At 70.7% G+C, this 26,432-nt stretch carries 21 protein-coding genes; 14 read left to right on the top strand and 7 right to left on the bottom strand.

Annotated elements, in window-relative coordinates; translation table 11 throughout:
• Positions 1–12 precede the first annotated feature (12 nt).
• The 5 genes from BUQ68_RS09980 (at position 13) to BUQ68_RS09960 (ending at position 6,167) form a co-directional block, all read left to right on the top strand.
• Positions 13–1,506 carry a tripartite tricarboxylate transporter permease gene (locus BUQ68_RS09980; RefSeq protein ID WP_075215803.1) on the top strand — a complete coding sequence of 498 codons (1,494 nt, stop codon included), beginning with the start codon at positions 13–15 and terminating at the stop codon, positions 1,504–1,506.
• A gap of 67 nt (positions 1,507–1,573) precedes the next feature.
• Positions 1,574–2,965, top strand: coding sequence for an MmgE/PrpD family protein (locus tag BUQ68_RS09975; RefSeq protein WP_075215802.1), 1,392 nt, complete (start codon positions 1,574–1,576; stop codon positions 2,963–2,965).
• 13 nt (positions 2,966–2,978) lie between these two features.
• Positions 2,979–3,668, top strand: coding sequence for an FCD domain-containing protein (locus BUQ68_RS09970; RefSeq protein WP_175577777.1), 690 nt, complete (start codon positions 2,979–2,981; stop codon positions 3,666–3,668).
• A gap of 52 nt (positions 3,669–3,720) precedes the next feature.
• The gene (locus BUQ68_RS09965) at positions 3,721–5,094 is read left to right on the top strand and encodes an MmgE/PrpD family protein (protein WP_075215801.1); all 1,374 of its coding nucleotides are present in this window, start codon (positions 3,721–3,723) and stop codon (positions 5,092–5,094) included.
• A complete protein-coding gene (locus BUQ68_RS09960; protein ID WP_075215800.1) occupies positions 5,094–6,167 on the top strand; it encodes an isocitrate/isopropylmalate dehydrogenase family protein in 1,074 nt (357 codons plus the stop codon). Before BUQ68_RS09965 ends, BUQ68_RS09960 begins: the two co-directional genes overlap by 1 nt.
• 65 nt (positions 6,168–6,232) lie before the next feature.
• Here the strand turns inward: BUQ68_RS09960 and BUQ68_RS09955 are convergent, their stop codons facing one another.
• A complete protein-coding gene (locus BUQ68_RS09955; RefSeq protein WP_245293209.1) occupies positions 6,233–6,895 on the bottom strand; it encodes a GntR family transcriptional regulator in 663 nt (220 codons plus the stop codon).
• Between the two features lie 183 nt (positions 6,896–7,078).
• Between BUQ68_RS09955 and tcuA the strand changes: the two genes are divergently transcribed.
• From tcuA to BUQ68_RS09925, 6 genes are all read left to right on the top strand, one after another.
• Positions 7,079–8,497 (top strand): FAD-dependent tricarballylate dehydrogenase TcuA, encoded by a 1,419-nt coding sequence (gene tcuA / locus BUQ68_RS09950; RefSeq protein ID WP_075215798.1) that lies wholly within the window; start codon positions 7,079–7,081, stop codon positions 8,495–8,497.
• A complete protein-coding gene (gene tcuB / locus BUQ68_RS09945) occupies positions 8,484–9,584 on the top strand; it encodes a tricarballylate utilization 4Fe-4S protein TcuB (protein WP_075215797.1) in 1,101 nt (366 codons plus the stop codon). Before tcuA ends, tcuB begins: the two co-directional genes overlap by 14 nt.
• Positions 9,581–11,158, top strand: a complete 1,578-nt coding sequence (locus BUQ68_RS09940) for a rhodanese-like domain-containing protein (protein ID WP_075215796.1) — start codon at positions 9,581–9,583, stop codon at positions 11,156–11,158. Before tcuB ends, BUQ68_RS09940 begins: the two co-directional genes overlap by 4 nt.
• Positions 11,159–11,166: 8 nt before the next feature.
• Entirely contained in the window at positions 11,167–11,619 is a 453-nt protein-coding gene (locus BUQ68_RS09935; protein ID WP_075215795.1) for an AAC(3)-I family aminoglycoside N-acetyltransferase, read from the top strand.
• Between the two features lie 107 nt (positions 11,620–11,726).
• Positions 11,727–15,044, top strand: a complete 3,318-nt coding sequence (locus BUQ68_RS09930; RefSeq protein ID WP_075215794.1) for an AsmA family protein — start codon at positions 11,727–11,729, stop codon at positions 15,042–15,044.
• A gap of 83 nt (positions 15,045–15,127) precedes the next feature.
• A complete protein-coding gene (locus BUQ68_RS09925; protein ID WP_139315195.1) occupies positions 15,128–15,307 on the top strand; it encodes a hypothetical protein in 180 nt (59 codons plus the stop codon).
• 40 nt (positions 15,308–15,347) lie between these two features.
• Here BUQ68_RS09925 and BUQ68_RS09920 read toward each other — a convergent pair whose 3' ends face one another.
• Positions 15,348–16,826, bottom strand: coding sequence for a protein adenylyltransferase SelO (locus tag BUQ68_RS09920; RefSeq protein WP_075215792.1), 1,479 nt, complete (start codon positions 16,824–16,826; stop codon positions 15,348–15,350).
• 462 nt (positions 16,827–17,288) lie between these two features.
• On the opposite strand from BUQ68_RS09920, the gene BUQ68_RS09915 reads away from it, so the two are divergent.
• Positions 17,289–17,477, top strand: coding sequence for a hypothetical protein (locus BUQ68_RS09915; protein WP_075215791.1), 189 nt, complete (start codon positions 17,289–17,291; stop codon positions 17,475–17,477).
• A gap of 43 nt (positions 17,478–17,520) precedes the next feature.
• Here the strand turns inward: BUQ68_RS09915 and BUQ68_RS09910 are convergent, their stop codons facing one another.
• The 5 genes from BUQ68_RS09910 to amaB all read right to left on the bottom strand — a co-directional run bounded on the left by BUQ68_RS09910 (position 17,521) and on the right by amaB (position 24,552).
• On the bottom strand, positions 17,521–18,699 hold the full coding sequence (locus BUQ68_RS09910) for an NAD(P)/FAD-dependent oxidoreductase (RefSeq protein WP_075215790.1): 1,179 nt from the start codon (positions 18,697–18,699) through the stop codon (positions 17,521–17,523).
• A gap of 79 nt (positions 18,700–18,778) precedes the next feature.
• Positions 18,779–20,443 carry a thiamine pyrophosphate-binding protein gene (locus tag BUQ68_RS09905; protein WP_075215789.1) on the bottom strand — a complete coding sequence of 555 codons (1,665 nt, stop codon included), beginning with the start codon at positions 20,441–20,443 and terminating at the stop codon, positions 18,779–18,781.
• On the bottom strand, positions 20,443–21,636 hold the full coding sequence (locus BUQ68_RS09900; protein WP_075215788.1) for a CaiB/BaiF CoA transferase family protein: 1,194 nt from the start codon (positions 21,634–21,636) through the stop codon (positions 20,443–20,445). The genes BUQ68_RS09905 and BUQ68_RS09900 overlap by 1 nt, the downstream gene beginning before the upstream one ends.
• A 164-nt stretch (positions 21,637–21,800) precedes the next feature.
• Entirely contained in the window at positions 21,801–23,012 is a 1,212-nt protein-coding gene (locus tag BUQ68_RS09895; RefSeq protein ID WP_075215787.1) for an acyl-CoA dehydrogenase, read from the bottom strand.
• Positions 23,013–23,022: 10 nt separating this feature from the next.
• Positions 23,023–24,552 (bottom strand): L-piperidine-6-carboxylate dehydrogenase, encoded by a 1,530-nt coding sequence (gene amaB, locus BUQ68_RS09890; protein WP_075215786.1) that lies wholly within the window; start codon positions 24,550–24,552, stop codon positions 23,023–23,025.
• Positions 24,553–24,757: 205 nt separating this feature from the next.
• Between amaB and gcvA the strand changes: the two genes are divergently transcribed.
• Both gcvA and BUQ68_RS09880 read left to right on the top strand, forming a co-directional pair.
• The gene (gene gcvA / locus BUQ68_RS09885; protein ID WP_075215785.1) at positions 24,758–25,654 is read left to right on the top strand and encodes a transcriptional regulator GcvA; all 897 of its coding nucleotides are present in this window, start codon (positions 24,758–24,760) and stop codon (positions 25,652–25,654) included.
• A gap of 70 nt (positions 25,655–25,724) precedes the next feature.
• On the top strand, positions 25,725–26,408 hold the full coding sequence (locus BUQ68_RS09880) for a ribonuclease HII (protein WP_075215784.1): 684 nt from the start codon (positions 25,725–25,727) through the stop codon (positions 26,406–26,408).
• The last annotated feature ends 24 nt before the right edge of the window (positions 26,409–26,432 follow it).

Below are 26,432 nucleotides of genomic sequence, written 5' to 3'. Positions count from 1 at the left end.
GTCCAAAACGCGATGGACGGTTTCATCCACGCTCTTTCTGCCGTGACGTCGTGGCAGATCCTCCTGGCCGCGGGCGGCGGGGTGCTCTGGGGCATTCTCGGCGGCGCGCTGCCGGGCATCTCGCCCTCGATCGCGATGGCGCTTCTCCTGCCGTTCACCTACGACATGTCGCCGCTGATGGCGCTGGTGATGCTCGGCTCGGTCTACATCGGCGCCGAATACGGCGGATCCATCCCGGCCATCCTGATCCGCACGCCCGGCACCAACGCCGCCGCCGCCACGGTGATCGACGGCTACGTGATGCACCAGCAGGGCCGCGGCGGTGAGGCGCTCGGCCTGTCGCTGACCGGCGGGACCATCGGCGGGCTGTTCGGCCTCATCCTCCTGGCGACACTCACCAAGCCGCTCTCCGACCTTGCCCTGATGTTCACGCCGCCGGCCTATTTCGCGCTCGGCCTCCTCGGCCTCAGCATCATCGCATCCGTCTCGGAAGGCTCGATGGTGAAGGGCCTGATCGCCGGTGTTCTCGGCCTGATGCTGGCGACGGTCGGCACCGATCCGCTCTCCGGCGTCACCCGCTTCACCTTCGGCGAGCCTGAACTCCTGGAAGGCGTCCACTTCATCCTGGTGATGCTCGGCGTGTTCGCGGTCGCCGAACTGATGTCGAAGCTCGCCGACAACGAGCCGGACGACCTCGTCAAGCCGGACACGGTGTCCAAGCTGGTGCTGCCGAGCCTGTCCAAGCTCTGGAGCCTGCGCCGCGCCCAGGCGATCGGCTGCGCGGTCGGCGCGCTGGAGGGGCCCGTCCCCGGCGCCGGCGGCACTGTGGCGTCCTTCCTCTCCTACAACGAGGCGCGGCGCTGGTCGAAGACGCCGGAGCAGTTCGGCAAAGGGTCGGAGGAAGGGGTGATCGCCCCGGAGACCGCGAACAACGTGGTCACCGCCACCGCGCTCGTGCCGACGCTGAGCTTCGGCATCCCGGGCTCCAACTCCACCGCCATCCTGCTCGGCGGCTTCCTGATCCACGGCCTGCAGCCCGGCCCGCTGCTCTTTTCCACCAACCCGGACATCCTCTACGGCCTCTTCGGCGGCCTGTTCGTCGCCAACATCATGATGTTCCTCATCGGCATCGTGATCCTCGGACCGGCGATCTGGCTCGTGAACCGGCCGCGGCCCTATCTCAACGCCTCCATCCTGGCGCTCGTCTTCTCCGGCATCTACTCGATCAACAACAGCATCTTCGACCTCTGGGTGGTGCTCGCCGCCGGCGCGATCGGCTACGTGCTCCGGGTGCTGAAGTTCCCGGCGCTGCCGCTGATCCTCGGCCTGGTGCTCGGCTACATGATCGAGTCCAACTATCGCCGGTCCCTGCTCCTGACCCAGGGCGACCACGCGGTCTTCTTCCAGAACGGCGTCAGCGCCTTCCTGATGGGCTGCGCCATCGTGGTCCTGGTGCTCGGCGCCTACACCGAGTTCCGCCGCTTCCGGCGCGAAGCCACGGCCTGACCGCCGGGGCGCGGCGAAGAGCGCCGCGCCCTCGCCCTTCCCCTTCTTCAAGGACGACCGACGACCGATGGCCCGCGAAAACACACCGCCTCCCGGAAGCGCTCTCGCCGAGACCTTCGCCGCCTGGGCGCTCGCGCTCGACGCCGCCGCCATCCCGAACGCGGTGCGGGAGACCGCCACGCGCGCGCTCGTCGACCACGTGGGCCTCACCGTGTCGGCCCGCGACGAGCCCTATGTGCGGGCCATCGCGGCGAGCTGGGACGGGACCGGCCCGTGCACCGCGTTCGGCCACGCCGAGGGGCTCGACCTTGCCGGCGCCGCGCTCGTCAACGGCACCGCCGCCCACGGCGAGGACTATGACGACACCTTCGAGGGCTCGCCGGTCCACACCAGCGCGGTGATCGTGCCGGCGGTGCTGGCCGCCGCCGAACGGTTCGGCCTTGCCGGCGACGACGTGCTTCGCGGCATGGTGGTCGGCACCGAACTCATGTGCCGGATGGCGGTGGTGGCGCCGACGGCGCAGCACCGGGCCGGCTTCCACCCGACCGCCATCATCGGCGCCATGGGGGCCGCCGCCGCGGTGTCGACGGCGCTTCGTCTGACGCCGGCCGCGATGACCGACGCGCTCGGGGTCGCGGGCAGCTTCGCCTCCGGCATCATCGAGTACCTCGCCGAAGGCACCTGGACGAAGCGCATCCACCCCGGCTGGGCCGCCCAGGCGGGGCTTCGCGCCGCGCTTCTCGGCCGCGCCGGGTTCAAGGGGCCGCGCACGGTGTTCGAGGGCGAGCACGGCTTCTTCTTCGCCTTCGGCGTGCCACAGATCCCGCCCGACCTCAGCCGCCTCACCGACGGCCTCGGCACCGACTGGTACGCCGGGCGGATCGCCTTCAAGCCCTATGCCTGCGGCACCATGGTGCAGCCCTTCATCGACTGCGCCATCGCGCTCGCCGGACGCGGCATCCGCGCCGCCGACGTCACGGACGTGCTCTGCCGGGTCGGCGAGGGCACCGTCCACCGGCTGTGGGAGCCGCTCGCCGAGAAGCGGCGGCCCTCCACGCCCTATTCGGCGAAGTTCAGCGTCCCCTTCGGCGTCGCGGTCGGGCTGATCGATCGGAAAGCCGGCCTTGGCCAGTTCACCGACGACCGGATCGCCGATCCGGCCGTCCTCGATCTCGCCGGGCGCGTGCGCTACGAGATCGACCCGGACGACGAATACCCGCGCAACTACAGCGGCACCGTCACCGTCACGCTCCAGGACGGCAGCACCCACACGGCCCGCCAGCCGCACCTGCGCGGCGGCGTGCGGGAGACCCTGGACATGGCCGAGATCGAGGCCAAGTTCAGGGCGAACTGCCGCCATGGCGGCTGGTCCGACGCGCAGATCACCGACTGCCTCGCGGTTCTCGCCGGCCTCTTTGGCGCCCCCGATATGGGCGCGCTCGCCCGGTTCCGCGGTTAAGGTGGAGATGTCCGTGACCGAGCCCGGCTCGCATCCCTCCCCCACCTCCACCATCGCCATCCTGCAGACCCGCTCGCTCGCCGACGCGGTCCGCGACGAGATCGAGGCGATGGTGCTCGACGGCCGCTTCAAGCCGACCGAGCGCATCAACGAACTGGCGCTCGCCACCCAACTCGGCGTCAGCCGCGGGCCGGTGCGGGAGGCCTGCAGCGCGCTCGCGGCTCTCGGCCTCCTGGAGAGCATCCCCAATCGGGGCTTCTTCGTGCGCCGGCTGGACGACGCCGAACTCGCTGAGGTGGCTGAGGCCCGCGCCTATGTGTTCGCCTCCATCGTGTCGGCGGTGGCGCTCCGCAGCGACGCCGCCGCCGTGGCGGATCTCCGCGCCCTGCTCCTTGCCATGGACGAGGCGGCCGAGCGCGGCAACGTGCGCGACTACTACCCGATCAACCTGCGCTTCCACACCCGCCTCGGCGAACTCTGCCGCAACCGGCGGCTCGCCGGCCTGTACCAGGGCCTTGCGCGCGAACTCCACGTGCAGCGTTACCGGGCACTCTCCAACCGCAACAGCCTGGCGCTCTCCAACGCCGAGCACACCGCCATCGTCGACGCCATCGCGGCGGGCGACGACAAGCGCGCCTTCGACGCCGGCCTCGCCCACGTGCTCAACGGGTTCGCCCGCATGCGGCGCGCGCCGAAACGCTGAGCCGGCTCAAATTCCCCTATCCATTCTGTCTTAGCCACCAAGGTTTCCCCTGATGAACGCCACACCCGCCGTCACCCGCCCGCTCGCAGAGTGGATTTCCAGCCTGAAGCCGTCGGATCTTTCCGATGAGGTCCGCGCGGCGGGCGTGCGCACCTTCCTCAACTGGCTCGGCTGCGCCGTCGGCGGCGCGCGCCACGAGACGGTGGACCGGGCGCTCGCGGCCGTCACCCTCTTCAGCGGTCCGGAGCAGGCGAGCGTCATCGGCCGGACCGAGCGGCTCGACGTCATGCACGCGGCGCTCATCAACGGCATCTCGTCCCACGTGCTCGACTATGACGACACCCATCTGAAGACCATCATCCACCCGGCCGGGCCGGTGGCATCCGCCATCCTGGCAGTCGCCGAGCACCGGCCGGTGTCGGGCGAGGACTTCCTGGCGGCGCAGATCGTCGGCGTGGAGGTGGCCTGCCGGATCGGCAACGCGGTCTATCCGGACCACTACGACCGGGGTTGGCACATCACCGGCACCACCGGCGTGTTCGGCGCCGCCGCGGCGGTCTCGCGCCTGCTCGGCCTCGACGCGGAACGCACCACCTGGGCGCTCGGCATCGCCGCCACCCAGGCGTCGGGCCTGCGCGAAATGTTCGGCACCATGTGCAAGAGCTTCCACCCGGGCCGCGCCGCGCAGAATGGGGCCATGGCGGCCTACTTGGCCGAGGCCGGCTTCGACAGTTCGCTGCGCTCCATCGAGGCGCCGCGCGGCTTCGCCACCGTGCTCTCCACCAAGCAGGACTATGCGGAGATCCTGGACGGTCTCGGCACCCGCTGGGAGGCTTCGCTCAACAGCTACAAGCCCTATGCGTGCGGCATCGTCATCCATCCGACCATCGACGGATGCTGCCAGCTTCGCGACGAACTCGGCGCCGACGTGGCCCGGATCGAGTCGGTGGCGCTCCGCACCCACCCGCTGGTGCTGGAACTGACCGGCAAGACTCGGCCGCAGACCGGCCTTGAAGGCAAGTTCAGTGTCTTCCATGCGGCGGCGACCGCCCTCCTTCGCGGCGACGGCTCGCCGACCGCCTTCACCGACGAGGTGGTGCGGGCGCCCGACATCATCGCGCTTCGCGACAAGGTGCGTGCCGAGACCGACCGGTCCGTGCACGAGGACGCGGTGCACATCACCGTGACCCTCACGGACGGCCGCCGGATCGAGAAGTCCGTCGCCCACGCCATCGGCAGCCTGGACCGGCCGCTGACCGACGCGGAGCTGGAGAAGAAGTTCGTCGACCAGTCGGCCCTCGTCATCGGCGAGGCGCGGTCGCGCGACCTGCTCGCCGCCGCCTGGACGTTGCCGGGCCTTGCCGACGTCGGCAGCCTCGCCCGTCTCAGCCAGACGGAAGCGGCGGCGGGCCGCGGCGCCGCCTGATGGCCGCGTCCAGCCTCACCCTCGGCGTCCTCGACGGCGACGACATCGGCCACGAGATCGTTCCGGCGGCGGTGGCGGTGATCCGCGCCGCCGCGGCCCGCACGGGTCTTCGGATCGACTGGCGGCCGATGCCCATCGGCCGGCGGGCGCTCGACACCCATGGCTCGACGCTCCCCGAAGGCACGCTGGAGGCGCTCGGCCAGATGGACGGCTTCATCCTGGGGCCGATCGGGCACCGCGCCTATCCGAAGGGGCCGGGCGCCATCAACCCGCACCCGATCCTGCGCAAGCACTTCGACCTCTATGCCAACGTGCGGCCGACCCGCTCCTATCCGGGGATTGGGTGCCTGCACGACGACGTGGATCTTGTCATCGTGCGCGAGAACAACGAGGGCTTCCAGCCAGATCGCAACGTGGTGGCCGGATCGGGCGAGTTCCGGCCGACCGACGACGTGACCATCTCGGTGCGGGTTATCACGCGCCGGGGCAGCAACCGGGTCGCCCGCGCTGCCCTGGAGATCGCCCGCCACCGGCGCAAGCGGCTGACCTTCGTGCACAAGGACACGGTGTTCAAGCTCGGCTGCGGCATGTTCGTGGAGGAATGCCGCAAGGCCGCGGAGGACTACCCGGACGTGACGGTGGACGACGTGATCGTCGACACCTTCGCCATGCGGCTCGTCCGCGACCCGGGCAGCTTCGACGTGGTGGTGACCACCAACATGTTCGGCGACATCCTCTCGGACGAAGCGGCCGGGCTGGTCGGTGGGCTCGGCATGGCGCCGGGCCTCTGCCTCGGGGCCGGCCGCATCGCCATGGCGCAGGCGACCCACGGCTCGGCGCCCGACATCGCCGGTCGCGATCTCGCCAACCCCTACGCCATGATCGAATCCGCCCGCATGCTGGTGGAATGGCTCGGCCGGGACCGGGGCATCGAGGCGGCGGTGGAAACCGCCCGGCTCGTGCGCACCGCCCTCGACGCGGCGATCGCGGATCCGGAGAAGCGCACCGGCGACATCGGCGGCCGCACCGGCACGCGCGGCATGACCGAAGCCATCGTCGCCGCCATCGGCTGACGGTGACCGGGGCGCGTGTTCCGGCCTCGGCCGGGCTCCGCGTCTCGGCTCTCGCCGGGACGCCCCTACCCTCCCTTGCGGATCAGATCGAGCCGAGCGTCGAGGGCGTGGCGGATGTGGTCGCGCGCCTCGCGCTCGGCCGTGTCCGCGTCGCGGCCGGCGATGGCCGCGATGATACGGCCGTGCTCTGCGACCGACCCGTCGTAGCGGCCGTCGACCGTGAAGGTGGTGGTCTGGAGGAGCGCCAGGGCGTCGTGCAGCTCGTCGAGGGTGCGCAGGAGATAGCGGTTGTGCGCCGCCTCGTAGATGGCACGGTGAAAGGCGATGTTGATGGCGGCGAGCCGGTCCGGGTCGCCCTTTGCGGCCTCGAAAGAGGCGGCGAGCCGGCGGAGGTCGTCCACGTCGTAGGTCGAGGCGTGCTGGGCCGCAAAGCGCGCCGCGGCGCCCTCCAGCATCTCGCGCATGGCATAGAGTTCCAGCACCTGATTGCGCGAAAGCTCCGTGACGGCAAGGCCCTCGGGGGCGCTCTCCAGCAACCCATGATGCTGCAGCCGGGACAGCGCTTCGCGCACGGGCGTGCGACTGACGCCGAGACGGGCGGCGATCTCCTCCTCGCGGATGCGCTGGCCAGCCTTGTAGCGCCCGGATTTGATGTCGTCGCGCAGAGTTTCATAGACGATCTTCGCCCGCGAACGCTTCGACCTCGGGCCGTCGGCCTCATCCGCCACCGATTCCATCCGTTCCGTCCGCTTCCTCGCTGCGCCGATCGGTCCGCCGGACTCTAGCACGGTTCCGGGCACGCACCTCAAGGGTCGGCACAGCCCCCCTCCCGTCTCTGCCGTCGCCGGTCGCTTGACGGAGGTGTATGCAGCTGTATACAGACATGCCGAAGCGATTGGAGAGCGAGACGGATGAGAGTGGTGGCCGAGCGACCTCAGGATCTGCCCGAGACGGTCGACGTTCTCGTCATCGGTGGCGGCAACGCGGCGCTCTGCGCGGCCATCGCGGCCCGGCGGCGGGGCGCGTCGGTGCTCGTCGTGGAGAAGGCGGATCCGTTCAACCGCGGCGGCAACACGCGCCACACCCGCAACATGCGCTGCGCCCACGACACGGCCACCGCCACGCTCACGGGCCCCTACACGGAAGCGGAGTTCTTCGACGACCTTCTCCGCGTGACGGAAGGCGAGACCGACGAGCAGCTCGCCCGCATGATGATCCGCGAATCGAAGTCCATGCTCGGCTGGATCCAGGAGCAGGGCGTGCGCTTCCAGCCGTCGCTCGGCGGCACCTTGAGCCTTGGGCGCACCAACTCCTTCTTTCTCGGCGGCGGCCGCGCCATGCTGAACGCGCTCTACCGGACAGCGAACACCCTTGGCGTCGCGGTCGCCTACGAGAGCGAGGTGGTCGGGATCCAGGTGGAGGACGGGGTGTTCCGGTCCGCCACCGTGCGCCGCGCCGGCCAGGATCGGGTGGTTGCCGCGCGAAGCGTGGTGGCGGCGGCGGGCGGGTTCGAATCCAACGTGGGCTGGCTCCGGGAGCTCTGGGGACCGGCGGCCGACAACTTCATCATCCGCGGCACCCGCAACAACGACGGCGCGCTCCTGAAGATGCTGCTGGCGGCCGGCGTCACGCCGACCGGCGACCCCAAGCAGTGCCACGCTGTCGCGGTGGACGCCCGGGCGCCGCGCTTCGACGGCGGCATCATCACCCGCCTCGACTGCGTGGTGTTCGGCATCGTGGTGAACCGGAATGCGGAGCGCTTCTACGACGAGGGCGAGGACTTCTGGCCGAAGCGCTACGCCATCTGGGGCCGCCTCGTCGCCCAGCAGCCAGGCGAGATCGCCTACATCGTGTTCGACGCCAAGTCGCGCGACCTCTTCATGCCGTCGCTCTTCCCGCCGGTGGAAGCACCGACCCTCGGCGACCTCGCCGCCCGGCTGGAACTCGACCCGGCCCGCTTCACCGCCACGGTCGCGGCCTTCAACGGCGCCATCCGCCCCGGCCACTTCGACCACACGGTGCTCGACGACTGCCGCACCGAGGGGCTGACGCCACCGAAGAGCCACTGGGCCCGGCCGCTCGATACGGCGCCCTACTTCGCCTACCCGGTGCGGCCCGGCATCACCTTCACCTATCTCGGCACCAAGGTCGACGCGTCGTCGCGCGTCCTCATGGAGGACGGGCGCCCCTCCCCGAACATGTTCGCGGCCGGGGAGATCATGGCCGGCAACGTGCTCGGAAAGGGCTACGCGGCCGGTATCGGGATGACCATCGGCAGCGTCTTCGGACGCCTGGCCGGCGACGGAGCGGCGCGCCATGCACGCAACTGAGACCTTGGCCGAAGCCGGCCGGCTGATGACCATCTGCAACTCGTGCCGCTATTGCGAGGGGCTTTGCGCCATGTTCCCGGCCATGGAACAGCGCCGGTCCTTCGCCGACACGGACCTCAACTACCTCGCCAACCTCTGCCACGCCTGCGGCGCCTGCTACGACGACTGCCAGTTCGCACCGCCGCACGACTTCGCCGTGAACGTGCCAGCCACCATGGCGAAGCTCCGCCGGGAATCCTACGACGCCTATGTGTGGCCGCGCGCCTTCTCGGGCGTCTTCGCCCGCAACGGTCTTGTCATCGCAACCATCGCCGCCGCCGCCGTCGCGGCCTTCATTATCGGCTTCGTCCTGATCGGCAATCCGGAGGCGCTCTTCACCGCCCAGACCGGACCGGGCGCCTTCTACCGGGTGATGCCGCACAACACCATGGTGGCCGTCTTCGGTGCCGCCTTCCTCTACGCCATCGTGGCCACGGTGATCGGCCTCCGGCGCTTCTGGATCGATATCGCGTCGCCGTCGAGCCCGCTCGTCGACCGGCCGGCGCTCGCCGGTGCGGGCCATGACGCCGCCACGCTGCGCTACCTGGACGGCGGCGGCGACGGTTGCGCGGACGGGGAGGGCGCCGTCAAGGATCGGCGCAAGCTCTACCACCACCTCACCTTCTACGGCTTCCTTCTCTGCTTCCTGTCGACCTCCGTGGCATCGGTCTGGCACTATGCGTTCGACCGGATTGCGCCCTACCCGTGGTGGGACCTGCCCGTGGTGTTCGGCACTCTCGGCGGCATCGGCATCACCATCGGCCCGGCCGGCCTTCTGGCGGCCAAGTTCCGGCGCGATCCCATGCTCCTCGACAAGGGCGGTCTCGGCATGGACGTGGCCTTCCTGGCGATGCTCTTCCTCACCGGCGTCACCGGCCTCGCGCTGCTCGTCCTTCGGGCGACACCCGCCATGGGCATGCTGCTCGCCATCCACCTCGGCGTCGTCTTCGCGCTCTTCATCACCATCCCCTACGGCAAGTTCGTGCACGGGCTCTACCGCTATCTCGCCCTCGTCCGGCACCGCCAGGAGCAGCGGACACCCGCATGACGCCATCCCCCCGCACCATCGCGGCCGACGCCGCCAAAGCGCTGGTGCACGGCGACGGCGAGGTCGCCTTTCTCGACGTGCGGGAGGTGGCTGCCCACGGCGAAGGCCACCCGCTGTTCGCGGCGCCCTGCCCCTACAGCCGGCTGGAGACCACCGCCGCGGTCCTCGTTCCCCGGCGGTCGACCGCGATCGTCCTCCTGGACGATGGAGACGCCCTCGCTCCCCGCGCCGCCCGCCGCCTCGCCGCCATGGGCTACACGGACGTCCAGGTGCTCGCGGGCGGTACGAAAGGGTGGACCAAGGCGGGCCACCGGCTGTTCAGCGGCGTCAACGTGCCGAGCAAGACCCTCGGCGAACTGATCGAGCATGCCTTCCGGCCCGCCAGGATCGACGCCGACACCCTGAAATCCTGGATGGACGACCGCCGCGCCTTCCGCCTGTTCGACGTGCGGCCGCCCGAGGAGTACGCCCGGATGACCGTGCCGGGCGCGGAAAGCGGGCCGAACGGCGAGTTGGCGCATCGGTTCGCCGAGGCGACCGACCAAGCCGATACGCCGGTCGTCCTCACCTGCGCCGGACGCACCCGGGGCATCGTCGGGGCCGTCGGCCTCGCGCTTGCCGGCATCAACGGGCCGGTCTTCGCCTTGGAGGATGGCACCCAGGGCTGGGCGCTCGCCCGCCATGACCTTGCGCTCGGAAATCGGCCGAAGCCGCTGCCGCCGCTTACCCCCGCCGCCCGGTCGGCGAGCCGGGACCGGGCCCGCCGGGTCCGCGAGGCCCGCCGCATCCCGGCCCTTACCGCCGCCGAGGTGGAGAGCCTGCTCGGTGACCCGACCCGGACCACCTTCTGTTTCGACCTCCGGACAGCGGACGAGCGGAACCAGGAACCGCTCGACTGGGCGCGGCCTGTGCCCGGCGTCCAATTGGTGCAGGCCACCGACCACCACATCGGCGTCCTGCGGTCCACCGTGGTGCTCGTCGACGACACCGGCCTCAGAGCCAGTCTCGCCGCCGCTTTCCTGGCGATGATGGGCCACCGGACCATGGTCTTCGCCCTCGACGAACAGCCGTCCAGATCCCGGCCGGCCCTCGCGGCAGCGCCCGCCTGGCAACCACCCCCCGGTGCCCGGATGACCCCCGCCGAGGCGGTGGCCCGGGCAGCGGCCGGAGTGCCCATCCTCGACCTCCGGCCCTCCACCGATCACGCGCTCTCCCGGCCGGCCGGCGCCACCTGGACCCTCCGTCCCCGGATCATCGCCGCCGTACCGGACAGAGCGGCGGAGGTCCTGCTGTTCGCCGCCGACCCGGCCACCGCGGACCTCGCCGCGATGGACCTTGCCGACGCCGGCATCCGCGCGGCGTTCGTCGCTGCCGGGATCGCCGACTGGCGCGCCGCCGGCGGACGGTTGGACGACAGCCCCCGTTCGATGGACGGCGCCGACGACGTAGTCTGGTTCACGCGCAACCGCCACGACGGCGACCGGGACGCCTCCTTGCGTTATCTCGCCTGGGAGAAGAACCTCGTTTCGGACCTCGACACGGCCGAACGGGCGGCCTTTCGCGTCGAGGCGTGAGGTTCGCCATGTCCATCGCCATAGACCGCCTCACCGCAAGCGACCTGACGCTCATGGAGGGCGTTCTCGACGTCTTCGCCGATGCGTTCGAAGACGACGAGGCCTACCGCCGGGCGCGGCCGGGGCGGGCCTACATGACCTCGCTGCTTGCCGACCCCGGCTTCATCGCGCTCGCCACCCGCAAGGACGGGGCCGTCGTCGGGGCGCTTGCCGCCTATGTGCTGCGCAAGTTCGAGCGCGAGCGGAGCGAGGTCTACATCTACGATCTCGCCGTCGCGGCATCCCACAGGCGGCAGGGAATCGCCACCGCGCTCATCGAGGCGTTGAAGCCGATCGCCCGGAAGGCGGGCGCGTCCGTCATCTTCGTCCAGGCCGACCCGGGAGACGATCCGGCCATCGCGCTCTACACGGGACTCGGCGTGCGCGAGGACGTGCACCACTTCGACATCCCGGTCGACTGAACACGCCGGCCGTTCGGGTACGCGAGGTTTGATCCCCAGGCCCGCCCCATGCGGGCATACTCCCGACGTGATTCGCCGCGCCGGCGATCGAGCGGGGAGGGCACGGGTTGAAACGCATCGTGATCGCGGGCGCGGTCCTCGTCGCCCTGGCGGCGGCCGTCGTGCTCGTCCTTCCCCTCATGGTCTCCTCCGACTGGATCCGCGACCGCATCGTGGCCGAGATCGAGCGGTCCACCGGCCTCGTCGTCCGTATCGACGGCGACGTTTCGATGACCGTCGTCCCCGCCCCCGCCCTGGCGGTCGCCAGCCTGTCGATCGGCTGGCCCGACCAGCCGCCGTTTGCGGAGATCGATCAGGTGCGGTTCGGCCTCGCGACCGGCCCCCTCCTCGACGGGACGGTGGCGATCACCGGGCTAGACCTGAAAGGTCCCAGTATCGCCATCGCCAGGACCGCCGACGGACGGTTCGCGCTCCTCGGGGCCAAGCCGCTGCCGGCCGACGGCAACGCCAGCCCTGCGCCAGACGGTCCGCCGCCATCTTCGACGAGCGTCCCCGACGGCAGCATCGACAGGATCCGTGTCAGCGGCGGCACCGTGACGATCACCGGCGCGGACGGGGCCGTGGAGCGCATCGACGACCTGTCGCTGGAAACCGGCCTCGTCCAGCTCGCAGCGCCCCTTCAGGCGACGGGCAATGCCACCGTGCGGGGCACCGTCCTGACGGCCAACGTCCGCGCCGACACGCCCGCCCGGCTGATCGACGGGGAACCGGCGGCTGTGGAGATCGCGCTTGCGGGCGATGCGCTCGATCTGGCGCTCGCCGGCACCTACGGGTCTGGTCTCTTCGACGGCACCCTGCGGCTTCAGACCGGCGACACGGCCGCACTGGCCCGGCTCGCCGGTGCGGATGCCGACCTGCCGGTCCGGTCCCTCACGCTCGAAGGCCGGCTCGCAGCCGGCGCCGGTCGGCTGGAGGCGACCTCGCTCGCCTTCACGGCGGATGGCGTCAGCGGATCGGGCGAGGCTGCGCTGTCGCTTGCGGGAGACCGCCCGCGCCTCGACGTTCGCCTCCAGGTCCCCGGCCTCGACCTCGACCGGTTCGCCGCAAGCGGGGAGGGCGACGGCGCGGACCGGCCGGACGCGGCGCCCGCTCCCGGATCCGGCCTCGACCTCTCGCCCTTTCAGAGCTTCGACGGCGGGCTGGAGCTGACGGTCGGCGAACTGTCCGGCAGCGCGCTCGGATCCGTCGCCCCGCTGAGGGACTCCCGTATGGTGGCCGTGGCGGACGCCGGGGTAGTGACGGTGGTCCTCGGCCCCCTCGCCGTCCTCGACGGCAGCGCCGAGATCCGGGCCACCGCCCGACCCGATCCGGCGGGCCTTCGCCTGGATGGCCGCGTGCAGGCAACCGGCTTCGACGCAGAGGCGCTGAACGCTGTCAGTCCTGCGCCCCTCCCCTTCGACGGCCTGCTTTCGGCGGACGTGCGGTTCGCGGCTGCCGGTGCCGACCGTGGCGCGCTCGTCGGGAGCCTCGGTGCGGCCGGGTCGGTGGCCCTGTCGGGCGGCACGCTCCGCGGCCTCGGTCTTGCCGACGCGTTCGGCGACCCGGCCGCCGACCGGCTGACGGACGTCGCCCTCACGGCCGCGTTCGAAAGCCTCACCGCGCCGGTGGATCTCAAGGGTCGGGCCACCTTCCGCGGCGTGCCCTTCACGGTGGACCTGACGCTCGACGCCAACGCAGCCCGCGCCGGCGGCCCCTTCGCCGTCACCGCCGCGGCGGCGTCCGACCGGCTCGGCCTCCGCTTCGACGGAACGGTGGACCCGGCCGGCCGCACGGCTGCCGGCGGGATCGGGATCGACGCGCCGTCGCTCGGCGCCGCCCTCGCCGTCATGAACCGCGCGGCGGACGGATTGCCGGACGGACCGGTGTCGGTGTTCGGCCGCCTGGACGTCGGCCCGCAGGCGCTTCGCTTCGCGGATGCGGAGTTCCTCTTCGCCGACACGCGGCTGAAGGGGGACGTCGCGGTCGACATGGCCGGCAAGCCACGCATCACCGCCCGCCTCGCCGGCGACACGGTGGACATCGGCGCGATCGTGGGCGGCGCGAGCCGAAGCGGCGCGCCGCGCGACCGATCGGCCGGCGACGGTGGTGGCGAACGCGGGTGGAGCGAGGCCCCGCTCGACTTCTCCGGGCTGCACGGCTTCGACGCCGACGTAGCCTTCAACGCCGCGGCTCTTCGGGTCGGCGGCGTCGTCACCGGCCCAGCAGCGGTGTCGCTGACCAACGCGGCCGGCCGCCTGACGGCGGACCTGCCGTCGATCGGGCTCTACGGCGGCACCGGCGCCGCGCGGGTCGTCCTAGATGCCGGACAGGGTGTCCCGGCCGTTGCCCTCGACCTCTCCACGCGGGATGTCGCCGCCCTGCCCTTTCTGGCGGACGCGGCCGGCTTCACGCGGATCGACGGGCGCGCCGACCTGACCCTCTCGGTCCAAGGGAGCGGCGGGTCGGAGCGCGCTCTGGTGGAGGCTCTCGGCGGCACCGCGAGCGTCGCCTTCCGCGACGGCGCGGTCCGGGGCGTGGATGCGGCCGGGCTGTTGCGGGCCGCGGCCGTGGCGGTGGTCTCCGGCCTTACCGGATCGGCCGACGCCGCGACCCCCTTCCACAGCCTCACCGGCACGTTCCGGATCGAGAACGGCATCGCGCTCAACGAGGATCTGGTGCTCGACGGCCCAGTGGTCCAGGCGACGGGCGCCGGCCGGGTCGACCTGCCCCGGCGGCTGATCGGCTACCGCTTCATCCCGCGCCTGACGGTGGCGAACGGCGCCGAGCCGCTGTCGTTCGAGGTGCCGGTGATCCTAGAAGGACCATGGGCAGCGCCGCGCCTCTACCCGGACATCAGCGGCATCCTGGAGAACCCGGAAGCCGCATACGACAAGCTGCGCGCCCTCGGCGGCGCCTTCAGCCGGCTCGGCAAGGTGGACGAGCGGACGCTTGAAACCGTGGTGGATCAATTGGCGCCCGGCCTCGGCGCCGTCGTGGCCCCCGGTGGACAGGGTGGAGGACAGGGCGGAGGGCTGGAGGACGGCCTCGGCCAGGTGCTGGACCAGCTTCTCGGCGGTGACAGGACCCGCGCGCCGGATCCCGCGCCCCCGCCGCCTGCAGCAGCGGAGGCGGCTCCGCCCGCTGAAGCACCGCCGCCGGAGCCGCCGCCTGCAGAACAGCCACGGGCCGACACGCCGCCTGTCGATGCGCCGGTGGAACCGCCGCCTGCCGACGCACCATCCCCGGACGCGCCACCGGCCGACGCGCCACCAGCGCCCGCCCCGGAGCCAACCCCAGACCAGCCGCCCGGCGAACCTGTGCCGGCGGAACCCGATCCACTCCAGCAACTCCTGGACCTTGGCGTCCGGCAGTTGCTTCAACCGTAAGCCTGCCCTCTAGGAGGTCCATGACGCTCCCCCCCTTGTCGGACAGACCATTCGGCGAGATCGTCGAGGCCGGAGGACGGCTCATGCTTCGGTGCGCGTCCTGCGGCCGGCTGCGCTACATGCGCCAGACCTTCCCGGCGGACGCCCGCCCGGCCGAGATTGCCCGGACGCTCGCCTGCCACCGTTGCCTCTCGCGGGACGTCGCCGTCGTCGTCGTGCCGCCTCCTGCCCCAGGCGGTCGCTGGCCGGCCGAGGAGGGATGACCGCTCATCCCCCTTGCCGACGGCGAAGGCGCCATCCGCGTCAGGTGCCGCAGAAGGTCGCCAGCACCTGCTCGGTCAGCGCCGGGGGATCCGCGTAGGCGGCGTGCTCCGGTTGGTCGTCGAACGGCCGCGAGAGCACCTGAAGAAGCGTCTCGAACGGCTTGAAATCGTTCCGGTCCATGGCCGCGCGAATGACCGCCTCGATACGGTGGTTGCGCGGGATGAAGGCCGGGTTGGCCGCGCGCATCAGGATCCGGCGGTCCTCAGCGGTCACCGCCTCGCGCCCGGTCCGCTCCCGCCAGCGCACGGCCCACCGATCGAACACCGTCGGGTCGACGAAGAGGCGGCGGACCGGCTCGTCGTGCGCGGCACCGAGGGCGGCGTCGGCGAGGTACCGGAACACGAGGGTGTAGTCCGCCTGATTCTCCGTCATGGCGTCGAGGAGCGCGCGGACCAGTTCCACGTCCCCCTCCTCCGCCGTGGTGAGCCCCGCCTTCCGCCGCAGACCCGCGTGGAAAGCGGCTTCAAACCGGGGACCGAAGCGGGTCAGGCTCTCCTGCGCGATGGCGACCGCCTTATCCTGGTCGTCGTCGAGGAGCGGCAGCAGCGTCTCCGCGAAGCGGGTCAAGTTCCAGAGGCCGATCGATGGCTGGGCGCCGTAGGCGTAGCGGCCGAACTGGTCGATGGAGCTGAACACCTTGGAGGGATCGAACACATCGAGGAAGGCGCACGGCCCGTAGTCGATGGTCTCGCCGGCGATCGACATGTTGTCCGTGTTCATCACCCCGTGAATGAAGCCGACGAGCAGCCATGCGGCGATCAGGTCGGCCTGCCGGTCCACCACCCCTTCCAGGAGCGCGCGGGCGGGAAGGGCAGCGTCGCGCGCCTCCGGATAGTGACGGTCGATCACGTGGTCGGCGAGCGTGCGGATCGCCTCGGCATCCTTGCGCGCCGCGAAATACTGGAAGGTGCCAACCCGCACATGGCTGGACGCGACGCGCGCAAGCACCGCCCCCGGGAGGAAGGCCTCACGCACCACCGTCTCGCCGGTCGTCGCAGCGGCCAGCGTGCGGGTGGTCGGGATGCCGAGCGCCGCCATCGCCTCGCTGACGATATACTCGCGAAGCACCGGCCCGAGCGCTGCGCGTCCGTCGCCGCGGCGCGAGAACGGCGTCGGCCCGGAGCCCTTCAGCTGGATGTCGCGACGCACCCCGTGCCGGTCGATCACCTCGCCGACCAGCATGGCCCGCCCGTCGCCGAGCTGAGGCACGAACTGGCCGAACTGGTGGCCGGCATAGGCCTGGGCGATCGGCTCGGCCCCGTCCGGCATGGCGTGGCCGGCGAGGAAGTCCACACCCTCGGGGCTCTCCAGCCAGTCCGGATCGAGGCCGAGGTCGAGCGCGAGGGCACGATTGACCTTGATGAGGCGCGGCGCCGAGACCCGGTTGGGCGCTATGCGGGCATAGAACCGCTCGGGGAGCCGGGCGTAGCTGTTGTCGAAGGGAAGCGGAGCGGTCATGCAAGGATCCGTTGAAGGTCCGCCGCGGGCCGACCGGAGGAAGTGGTCCCGGAAGCGATCGGCCATGACGGGACTCAGTCTGCCCATAATGTCGGTTCGGCGCATCGGAAGACAAGGACCCGGTTTGCGGACGTGACGACCCTCGACGCGAAGGAGATGCGTGGTGCAGACCACCCGAGTCGGCGCGCGCCAGCGCCTGTCCAAGGCAGTTTACTGGCTCGAAACACGCCGAAAATATTCCAGATTTAGTATCAGATTGTTCAATCCTTGCGCCCGACACGCGCCAGAACCGGTTTTCAAGGACAAAGAGTTCACCAGGCCGGATCGGATCTTCGACCGCGGGCGGATCGCCGTTTGACGTACGGGCCGCGTCTGTTAGTGTTTTCCCGGATACGAGGGCTCGGGGCCACGAAAACGGCCAAGGACAATCCGGGCAGGGCGGCAGGCTATCAGGACAATTCCATGGCCCTAGACACGTTCATCGCCCAGTCGGCGGGATTCGACGAGACGGACGGCAGCATCCGTCTGCTCGTGATCGATCGACGCCACCAGATGTTTGATGTGAAGATCGACGCCCAGTTGGTTGAAACGATTGTCGCGAAGGTCACGGCTGCGCGAAAAGCGGAGGACGACCGCGAGGCGGCGGAGTAGCCATAGCCGGCGATACAGCGCAGCAGCCTTGCCGTTCGCGCCGTCAGACCACGTTCTTTTCGAGGACGGGACGCCCTGCGGCCACACGGTCCGGCGAGAGCACCGAAAGATCCATGTTAAGCGGCCGTCCGTGGACGATGAGGTCTGCCAGATAGCGCCCGACCGCTGGGGACTGCTGCAGCCCGTGCCCGGAAAAGCCGTTCGCGAGGAAAAGGTTCGGCACGGCGGACGGCGGCCCGAGCAGCACGTTGTGGTCGAATGCGCACATGTCGTAGGTGCCCGCCCAGGCCCGCCCCGGCTTGATCCGCTCGAAGACCGGCACCCGGTGCGCCAGCGTCGGCCAGATGATGTCCTCGAAGAGATCCCACTCCACCTCAAAGTCGTCGTCCACGTCCGGGTCGCGGTCCGGCGGCGGCTGGGTTCCGCAGAGGAACCCCTCCCCCTCCGGCCGCACATAGACACCCGACGGGTCTATGAGGAGCGGACAGGCTGGAACAGGGTCGGCGCACTTGAACGTGAAGATGATGCGCTTCTTCACCTGGATCGGAATGTCCAGGCCCGCCATGGCGGCGATCGCCCGTCCACCCGCCCCCGCCGCATTGACCACGGCCCCGCAGGCGATCGTCTCGCCATCCGAGAGGGTCACCGAGACCACCCGGTCTTTGTCCATCGTCAAGCCGACGACGCTCGCCGCCCGATAGGTCACGCCGAGCGACCGAGCCTTGCGCCGGAAGGCCTGCATCAGCCCATAGCCGTCGAACCACCCCTCGCCCGACCGGCCGAGGCAGCCGACGGCGAGATCGTCGGTGTTGAGCCAGGGAAAGCGCTGGCGAAGGGCGGCGGGTTCTTCAAGGACGATGTCGGCGCCAAGGCGGGTCTGCAGGGCGTGGTTCGCCGCCAGGATGTCCCGGCCCGCCGCCGTCGCCACGAACAGATACCCGCCTTCGTGCAGTTGCACGTCCGGCCGCTCGCCGTCGACCGCCAGCACATCCGGCAGGCGGCGCAGGAAATCGATGCCGTAGAGCGAGATCTCCACGTTCACCGCCGTGGAGAACTGCTGCCGGATGGAGGCGGCGGAGAGCGCCGAGGCGCAGCGCTGGTACGACGGGTCCTTCTCCACGACCAGGATCCGGCCGGTGAACGCCGGGTCGGCGGCCAGATGGTAGGCGACGGAGGAACCGGTGACGGCACCGCCGATGATGACGACGTCGTAGGAGGACATGGGTCGGGGAACTCGTGGCGTTTCCAAAGCAGTGTCGGCGGCGGTCGGCGGGCGGTCCGCCGCCCCACCGGGCCGCGGCTCACCCGCCAAGGCTGATCTCGTCCAGCGTCTTCGCCGGCGTGATGGCCTGCGGATCGATGAAGCAGTGCAGGATGGCCGGCTTGCCGCTCGCCACCGCCCGCTCGAAGGCGGGCGCGAATTCCTCCGTCGTCCATACGGTCTCGCCGTGGCCGCCGAAGGCGCGGGCGTAGGCGTTGAAGTCGGGGTTCGTCAGCGCCGTGGCGGAGGGGCGGCCCGGATAGTGGCGCTCCTGGTGCATGCGGATGGTGCCGAACATGCCGTTGTCGATCACCAGCACCACGATCGGGATGCCGTACTGGACGGCGGTGGCGAACTCCTGGCCGTTCATCAGGAAGCACCCGTCGCCGGCAAAGCACACCACCGGGCTCTCCGGCCGCTGGCGCTTGGCCATCACGGCCGCCGGCAGGCCGTAGCCCATGGAGCCGGAGGTCGGCGCCAACTGCGAGGCGAAGCTGTTGGTCCGCCAGTAGCGGTGCACCCAGATGGCATAGTTGCCGGCGCCGTTGCAGACGATCGTGTCCTCCGGCAGCCGCGCACGCAGCCAGGCCATCACCTCGCCGTACTGGAAAGCGCCGGGCAGCGTCTTCGGCGTCTCGGTCCAGGCGAGGAAGTCGGCCCGCGCTTCCCGGGTGCGCTCGCCCCACGGGATGGACACGGGCGGATGCACGGTCTCCAGCGCCGCCGCGAAGGCGCTCGCCGAGGCGTTGATGCCGAGCGCCGGCTGGTAGACGCGGCCGATCTCCTCCGCGTTCGCGTGCACATGGACGAGCGTCTGGCGCGGCGTCGGCACGTCGAGAAGCGTGTAGGACGACGACGGCATCTCGGAGAGCCGACCGCCGACGAGCACCAGCACGTCCGCCTCCTTCACCCGCGCGGCAAGCTTCGGGTTCGGCCCGATGCCGACGTCGCCGGCGTAGTTCGGGTGCTTAGCCGGGAAAAGGGTGGCGCGACGGAAGGACGTCGCCACCGGCAGGTCGAACCGCTCGGCAAAGCGCACCATCTGGCGCACCGCCTTCTCTGACCAGCGGGATCCGCCGAGGATCACGAGCGGTCGTTCCGCCGCCCAGAGCAGCTTCTGCAGCCGCACCATGTCGGTGAGCCCCGGCCAGGTCTCCACCGGCTCCACCTTCGGGGCGTCCGCCACGGTGGCGAGATCGGTGAGCACGTCCTCCGGCAGGGCGATCACCACCGGACCGGGCCGCCCTTGCGTCGCCACGCGAAACGCCCGGGCGACGAGTTCCGGGATCCGGGCCGCGTCGTCGATCTCCACCACCCACTTGGCGATGGAGCCGAACACCGCGCGGTAGTCGAGCTCCTGGAAGGCCTCGCGTCCCTTCATGGCGCTCTCCACCTGCCCGACGAAGAGGATCATCGGCGTGGAGTCCTGCGCGGCGATGTGCAGCCCCGGGCTGGCGTTGGTGGCGCCCGGCCCGCGGGTGACGAAGCAGACGCCCGGCCGGCCGGTGAGCTTGCCGTAGGCCTCCGCCATCATGGCCGCCCCGCCCTCGTTGCGGCAGACGAGCACGTCGATGCTGGCGTCGTGGAGCGCGTCTAGCACGGCGAGATAGCTCTCGCCCGGCACGCAGGTGAGGCGCTCCACCCCTTGGGCCAGAAGCTGGTCGACCAGGATGCGGCCGCCGGTACGGGCTTGGAGATCCGTCATCAAGTCTCAGACTCCGCAGAAGGAAGTGCGATGTTGAAGGCGCCGAGCACGGCCGCCGTGTCCGCCCCGAGCCGTGGGCTCGGCCCGTTCGCCACCTGACGGACGCCGTCGAGCACGATGGGGGAGGCGATCCCCGGTACGGTCGATCCGTCGGCCGCCACGAGATCGAGGCGAAGGCCACGGTGGACTACCTGCGGGTCCGCGAACACGTCCGCGATGGTGTTGATCGGCCCGGCCGGCACGCCGGCCTGCTCCAGGCGGGCAAGGAGGTCGTCGCGGGTGAACGGGGCGACGAAGGGCGCCAGCAGCGGCACCAGTTCGTCTCGCAGGCGCACCCGGTCGCGGTTGAACGTGTAGGGCTCGCCCGAAAGGTGCCCGGCGCCGATCACGTCGCAGAAGCGCTTGTGCTGGCCGTCGTTGCCGACCGCCACGATCACGTGCCCATCGGCAACGGCGAACACCTGATAGGGCACGATGTTCGGATGGGCGTTGCCGAGGCGGGTCGGCGCCCGGCCGGAGACGAGATAGTTCATAGCCTGGTTGGCCAGGATGCCGACCGCGCTGTCGAGAAGCGCCATGTCCACATGCCCGCCCACTCCGGTCGTATCGCGCCGGCGGAGCGCCGCCAGGATGCCGACCGTGGCGTAGACGCCGGTGAAGATGTCCGCCACCGCCACACCCACCTTCTGCGGCTCACCCGCCGGATCGCCGGTCACGTCCATGATGCCGGCCATGCCCTGGATCATGAAGTCGTAGCCGGCCCGGTTGGCATAGGGCCCGTCTGCGCCGAACCCGGTGATGGAGCAGGTGACGAGGCGCGGGTTGAGGGCGCGGAGCGCCGCCATGTCGAGCCCGTACTTCAGGAGCCCGCCGACCTTGAAGTTCTCGATCACCACGTCGCACTCGGCCGCCAGCGCCCGCACCACGCGCTGCCCGTCCGCCTGCTCGAAGTCCACCGCCACGGATCGCTTCCCGCGGTTGCACGCATGGAAATAGGCCGCGCCCCACGCCGTCCCGTCCGCCGCGGTGACGAACGGCGGCCCCCACCCCCGCGTATCGTCGCCCACCCCCGGCCGCTCCACCTTGATGACCTCGGCCCCAAGGTCGGCCAGAAGCTGCCCGGACCACGGCCCGGCGAGGATGCGGGCAAGTTCGAGCACACGGATGCCGGCGAGGGGTTTCGGGGTGGTCATGACGGCGTCCGCTACCCTCCTGATCGTCATGGTCCGCGAAGGCGGACCATCCACGATTTGGTCTGTCTCACATGTCTACAGAAGAACGCGTGGGTGGTCCGCCTTCGCGGACCATGACGATCTTGGCGGGGACATGAGGTTGCATATCCGCGCCGAACGCCCCCTCAAAAGAACGCCTGCAGCCCCGTGATCGCCCGACCCAGGATCAAGGCGTGGACGTCGTGGGTGCCCTCGTAGGTGTTCACGGTTTCCAGGTTCATCATGTGGCGCATCACCTGATATTCCCCGGAAATGCCGTTGCCGCCGTGCATGTCGCGGGCGTGGCGGGCGATGTCGAGGGCCTTGCCGCAGTTGTTGCGCTTGACGAGCGAAATCATCTCCGGGGCCATCCGCCCCTCGTCGAACAGCCGTCCGACGCGCAGGCTCGCCTGCAGGCCGAGGGCGATCTCGGTCTCCATGTCGGCGAGCTTCTTCTGCACCAGTTGGGTCTGGGCGAGCGGCTTGCCGAACTGCTTGCGGTCGAGCGTGTACTGGCGGGCGGCGTGGAAGCAGAATTCCGCCGCGCCCATCACGCCCCAGGAGATGCCGTAGCGGGCCCGGTTGAGGCAACCGAACGGACCCTTGAGACCGGAGACGTTCGGCAGCAGCGCGTCCTCCGGCACCACGACGCCGTCCATGACGATCTCGCCGGTGATGGAGGCGCGCAAGCTCAGCTTGCCGCCGATCTTCGGCGCCGAGAGGCCCGCCATGCCCTTCTCCAGCACGAAGCCGCGGATCTGGCCGTCGTGGGCATCGGACTTCGCCCAGACGACGAACACGTCGGCGATCGGCGAGTTGGAGATCCACATCTTGGAGCCGGTCAGCCGATAGCCGTCCGCCACCTTCTCCGCCCGCGTGCGCATGCCTGCCGGGTCGGAGCCGGCGTCCGGCTCGGTCAGGCCGAAGCAGCCGATCCATTCGCCGCTTGCCAGCTTCGGCAGGTAGCGCTTGCGCTGGGCCTCCGTGCCGTAGGCGTAGATCGGATACATCACCAGCGACGACTGCACGCTCATCATGGAGCGGTAGCCGGAGTCCACCCGCTCCACCTCGCGCGCGACGAGCCCGTAGGCCACGTAGGACGCGCCGGCGCAGCCATACTCCTCCGGCAGCGTCACGCCGAGGAGCCCGAGTTCGCCCATCTCGCGGAAGATGGACGGGTCGGTCCGCTCCTCCGCATAGGCCTCGATCACGCGCGGCTGCAGCTTCTCCTGCGCGTAGGCGCGGGCACTGTCGCGGATCATCCGCTCGTCTTCCGTGAGCTGGTCGTCGAGGAGGAACGGGTCGTCCCACTGGAAAGCGGGGGCCTTGTCGGCAACGGGCTTCGGCATGGCGGTCATGATCGGATCCTCATTCCACGTCGAAGGTCACGCCCTGCGCAAGCGGCAGGTCGCGGCCGTAGTTGATGGTGTTGGTGGCGCGGCGCATGTAGGCCTTCCACGCGTCGGACCCGGCTTCCCGGCCACCGCCCGTCTCCTTCTCGCCGCCGAACGCGCCGCCGATCTCGGCCCCCGAAGGACCGATGTTGACGTTGGCGATGCCGCAGTCGGAGCCCTCCACGGAAAGAAAGCGTTCCGCTTCGCGCAGATCGTTGGTGAAGACCGAGGAGGAGAGCCCCTGCGGGACGCCGTTGTGAAGGGCGAGCGCCTCGTCGAAATCGGAGTAGCGCATTACGTAGAGAATGGGCGCGAAGGTCTCGTGGCACACGATCTCGGCCTGGGCGGGCATCTCCACCAGCGCCGGGCGCACGTAGCGGGCCTCAGTGCCGAGGTCCTCACGGACCCGCTCCCCGCCGGTCACGGTGCCGCCGGCCGCCCGCGCCGCATCGAGCGCCGCCTGCATGCCGTCGAACGAGCGCGGGTCGATCAGCGGACCGACCAGCACGCCCGCCTCGCGCGGATCGCCCACCTTCACCGAGCCGTAGGCCTTTTTCAGCCGCGGCACGAGCGCGTCGTAGACGCTGTCGTGCACGATCAGCCGGCGAAGCGTGGTGCAGCGCTGGCCGGCAGTGCCCATCGCCGCGAAGGCGACGCCGCGCACGACGAGATCGAGGTCCGCCGAGGGCGCCACGATGGCGGCGTTGTTGCCGCCGAGCTCCAGGATCGCTCGGGCGAAGCGCTTGGCGAGACGCGGGCCGACGGCCCGGCCCATGGCGGTCGAACCGGTCGCCGAGACGACCGGCACGCGGGCGTCGTCCACCAGCGCCTCGCCGGCCGCACGGCCGCCGACGACGACCTCCAGCAGCCCGTCCGGCACGCCGCCGAACGTCGCCGCCGCCCGGCGGAACAGCGCCTCGACGGCGAGCGCGGTCAGGGGCGTCTTCTCCGACGGCTTCCAAACCACCGAGTCGCCCGCCACCAGGGCGAGCGCGGCGTTCCACGACCAGACCGCTACGGGAAAATTGAATGCCGAGATGACGCCGACGACGCCGACCGGGTGCCAGGTCTCCATCATCCGGTGCGACACGCGCTCGGTGGCGATGGTGAGGCCGTAGAGCTGGCGTGAGAGGCCGACCGCGAAGTCGCAGATGTCGATCATCTCCTGCACCTCGCCGAGGCCCTCGGAGATGATCTTGCCCGCTTCCAGCGTCACCAGCCGGCCGAGGTCCGCCTTGGCGGCGCGCAGTTCCTCGCCGAAGAGGCGCACGAGCTCGCCGCGCTTCGGCGCCGGCACGGTACGCCAGGCGAGATAGGCCCCGTGCGCCCGGCCGATGGCCGCCGTCATCTCGGCCGCGCCCGCGTCCTTCAGCTCCGCCACCACCTCGCCGGTGATCGGCGAGCGGGCGACGAGCGGACCGCCCGACACGGCCGAGGCCGGAACGCCCAGGCGCTCCAGGATGGCGGCGACGTCGGCGGCGATGGGGCGGGCGGTCTCGGTCATGGGCGTCCTGCGGTCGGCGGTGCATCGGTCGGCGAAGGCGTCCGGGGCGGCGGCGCGGGGCTTGCGACGGCAAGAACCGCAAGGCCGCGCTCGCCACCGAACGGCACGGCTCCGGTTATCTCCTTCACCCCGTGCGCCTTCAAGCGATAGTTACTGGCAGGCTCATGCGGAATGCTCATGATCTCGCCTGGAACAAGGCACCCTCATGCAGCGCGGATCGATTCCCTCCATCGCGGCTCTCCTGGCCTTCGAGAGCGCCGGCCGGCACCTCTCCTTCTCCAGGGCCGCCGCCGAGCTTCACCTCACCCAGGGCGCCATCAGCCGCCAGATCCGCCAACTGGAGGATGCGCTCGGCGTGCCGCTGTTCGAGCGGGTAAACCAGCGCGTCATCCTCACCGACGCCGGCCGGTCCTATCTCCGCGACATCACCCCGCTGATGGAAGGGCTGGCCGTTGCGACACGAAAAGTCATGAGCGGCGTTGGCGCCGAGGCGACGCTCAACCTCGCCGTCCTGCCCACCTTCGCGACCCGCTGGCTGATGCCGCGCCTGCCGGCTTTCCTGTCGGCGCACCCGGAGGTGACGGTGAACTTCACGGTACGCCTCGCGCCATTCGACTTCGCCGAGGACACCCAGGACGCCGCCATCCACCACGGCGAAGCCACGTGGCCGGGCGCCGTCTGCGAGCACCTCTGCCGAGAGGCGGTGGTGCCTGTCGCGGCACCGGACATCCGGGCCCGCTACAGCGTCGCGGCGCCCGCCGACCTCGCAGCCCTCCCCCTCCTCCACCAGTCCACCCGGCCGGACGCCTGGCGCGACTGGTTCGCCATGGCCGGGGTGGAGACCGCCGCCGCCTACCGCGGCGCCCGCTTCGACCAGTTCGCCATGATCGCGGAAGCCGCCGCCGCCGGTCTCGGCGTCGCCCTCGTCCCGCGCTTCCTGGTGGAGTCCGAACTCCAGAGCGGCCGGTTGGAGATCCTGTTCGACCGGGCGTTCGACGCCGGCACTAGCTACTGGTTCGTCTACCCGGAGGCGATGGCGGGCGGCCATTGGGTCCGCACCTTCGGCGACTGGCTGAAGCGCATGGCCGCCGGCGAGGCCTGAGCCGGCCCCGACCTGGCACCGTCTCCGTCCGCCCTTTTCTCCCGCGCCGGTTTCCGGCACCGTCGGCATCATGAGCGCGCTCGAATCAGCCGATGCGGACCTGTTCGCCGACCTCCTGCCGGGGGTGTGCGACCGCACGACCGAAGCCCTCTACGCCCGCCGCTGGATGGGCCTCGTCGCCGGCATAGACGAGGCGGGCCGCGGCCCGTGGGCGGGGCCCGTGGTCACCGCCGCCGTCGTACTCACCGACGCGCCGATCCCGGACTGCCTTACCGACAGCAAGCAGCTTTCCGTCGCCGAGCGGGAGGCCTGCTTCGAGGCCATCGTCCGCGACCATCACGTGGCGGTGGCGAGCGCCTCCGCGGCGCTGATCGACCGCATCAACATCCGCGCCGCCACGCTCGCCGCCATGGGCCGCGCGCTCGCGGCCCTGCCGGTGACCCCCGTCGGCGTGCTGGTCGACGGGCGGGACGTGCCGCCCGCCGTCGCGGCACGCGGGCTGAAGGGCGCCGCCATCGTCAAGGGCGACGGCCGGGTTGCCGCCATCGCGGCGGCCTCCGTCGTCGCCAAGGTCACGCGCGACCGGATGATGACGGCCTACGCCGGCCTCTTCCCCGCCTACGGCTTCGAGCGCCACATGGGCTACGGCACACCCGGCCACCGGGCGGCGCTCCTCGCCCACGGCCCCTGCCCGCTCCACCGCATGAGCTTCCGCCCCTTGCGCCAGGACGGCGAGGCGACGGACGAGGCCTGAGCGGCGGCCGGCGCAGTCGGTCTG

It is taken from the genome of Mongoliimonas terrestris (assembly GCF_001927285.1).
GTDB lineage: Bacteria > Pseudomonadota > Alphaproteobacteria > Rhizobiales > Pleomorphomonadaceae > Chthonobacter > Chthonobacter terrestris.
The sequence above is the reverse complement of the archived record's forward strand: the minus strand, read 5'-3'. Positions and strand labels throughout refer to the sequence as shown.

Bases quoted from the DNA above. Each gene is read 5' to 3' on its own strand.
- gcvA (WP_075215785.1), top strand. From the start codon at position 24,758: ATGCAGCGCGGATCGATTCCCTCCATCGCGGCTCTCCTGGCCTTCGAG.
- BUQ68_RS09965 (WP_075215801.1), top strand. From the start codon at position 3,721: ATGAACGCCACACCCGCCGTCACCCGCCCGCTCGCAGAGTGGATTTCC.
- BUQ68_RS09915 (WP_075215791.1), top strand. From the start codon at position 17,289: ATGGCCCTAGACACGTTCATCGCCCAGTCGGCGGGATTCGACGAGACG.
- BUQ68_RS09905 (WP_075215789.1), bottom strand. From the start codon at position 20,443: ATGACGGATCTCCAAGCCCGTACCGGCGGCCGCATCCTGGTCGACCAG.
- BUQ68_RS09920 (WP_075215792.1), bottom strand. From the start codon at position 16,826: ATGACCGCTCCGCTTCCCTTCGACAACAGCTACGCCCGGCTCCCCGAG.
- BUQ68_RS09895 (WP_075215787.1), bottom strand. From the start codon at position 23,012: ATGACCGCCATGCCGAAGCCCGTTGCCGACAAGGCCCCCGCTTTCCAG.
- BUQ68_RS09980 (WP_075215803.1), top strand. From the start codon at position 13: ATGGACGGTTTCATCCACGCTCTTTCTGCCGTGACGTCGTGGCAGATC.
- BUQ68_RS09880 (WP_075215784.1), top strand. From the start codon at position 25,725: ATGAGCGCGCTCGAATCAGCCGATGCGGACCTGTTCGCCGACCTCCTG.
- BUQ68_RS09925 (WP_139315195.1), top strand. From the start codon at position 15,128: ATGCTTCGGTGCGCGTCCTGCGGCCGGCTGCGCTACATGCGCCAGACC.
- BUQ68_RS09960 (WP_075215800.1), top strand. From the start codon at position 5,094: ATGGCCGCGTCCAGCCTCACCCTCGGCGTCCTCGACGGCGACGACATC.
- tcuA (WP_075215798.1), top strand. From the start codon at position 7,079: ATGAGAGTGGTGGCCGAGCGACCTCAGGATCTGCCCGAGACGGTCGAC.
- BUQ68_RS09975 (WP_075215802.1), top strand. From the start codon at position 1,574: ATGGCCCGCGAAAACACACCGCCTCCCGGAAGCGCTCTCGCCGAGACC.
- tcuB (WP_075215797.1), top strand. From the start codon at position 8,484: ATGCACGCAACTGAGACCTTGGCCGAAGCCGGCCGGCTGATGACCATC.
- BUQ68_RS09900 (WP_075215788.1), bottom strand. From the start codon at position 21,636: ATGACCACCCCGAAACCCCTCGCCGGCATCCGTGTGCTCGAACTTGCC.
- amaB (WP_075215786.1), bottom strand. From the start codon at position 24,552: ATGACCGAGACCGCCCGCCCCATCGCCGCCGACGTCGCCGCCATCCTG.
- BUQ68_RS09940 (WP_075215796.1), top strand. From the start codon at position 9,581: ATGACGCCATCCCCCCGCACCATCGCGGCCGACGCCGCCAAAGCGCTG.
- BUQ68_RS09910 (WP_075215790.1), bottom strand. From the start codon at position 18,699: ATGTCCTCCTACGACGTCGTCATCATCGGCGGTGCCGTCACCGGTTCC.
- BUQ68_RS09935 (WP_075215795.1), top strand. From the start codon at position 11,167: ATGTCCATCGCCATAGACCGCCTCACCGCAAGCGACCTGACGCTCATG.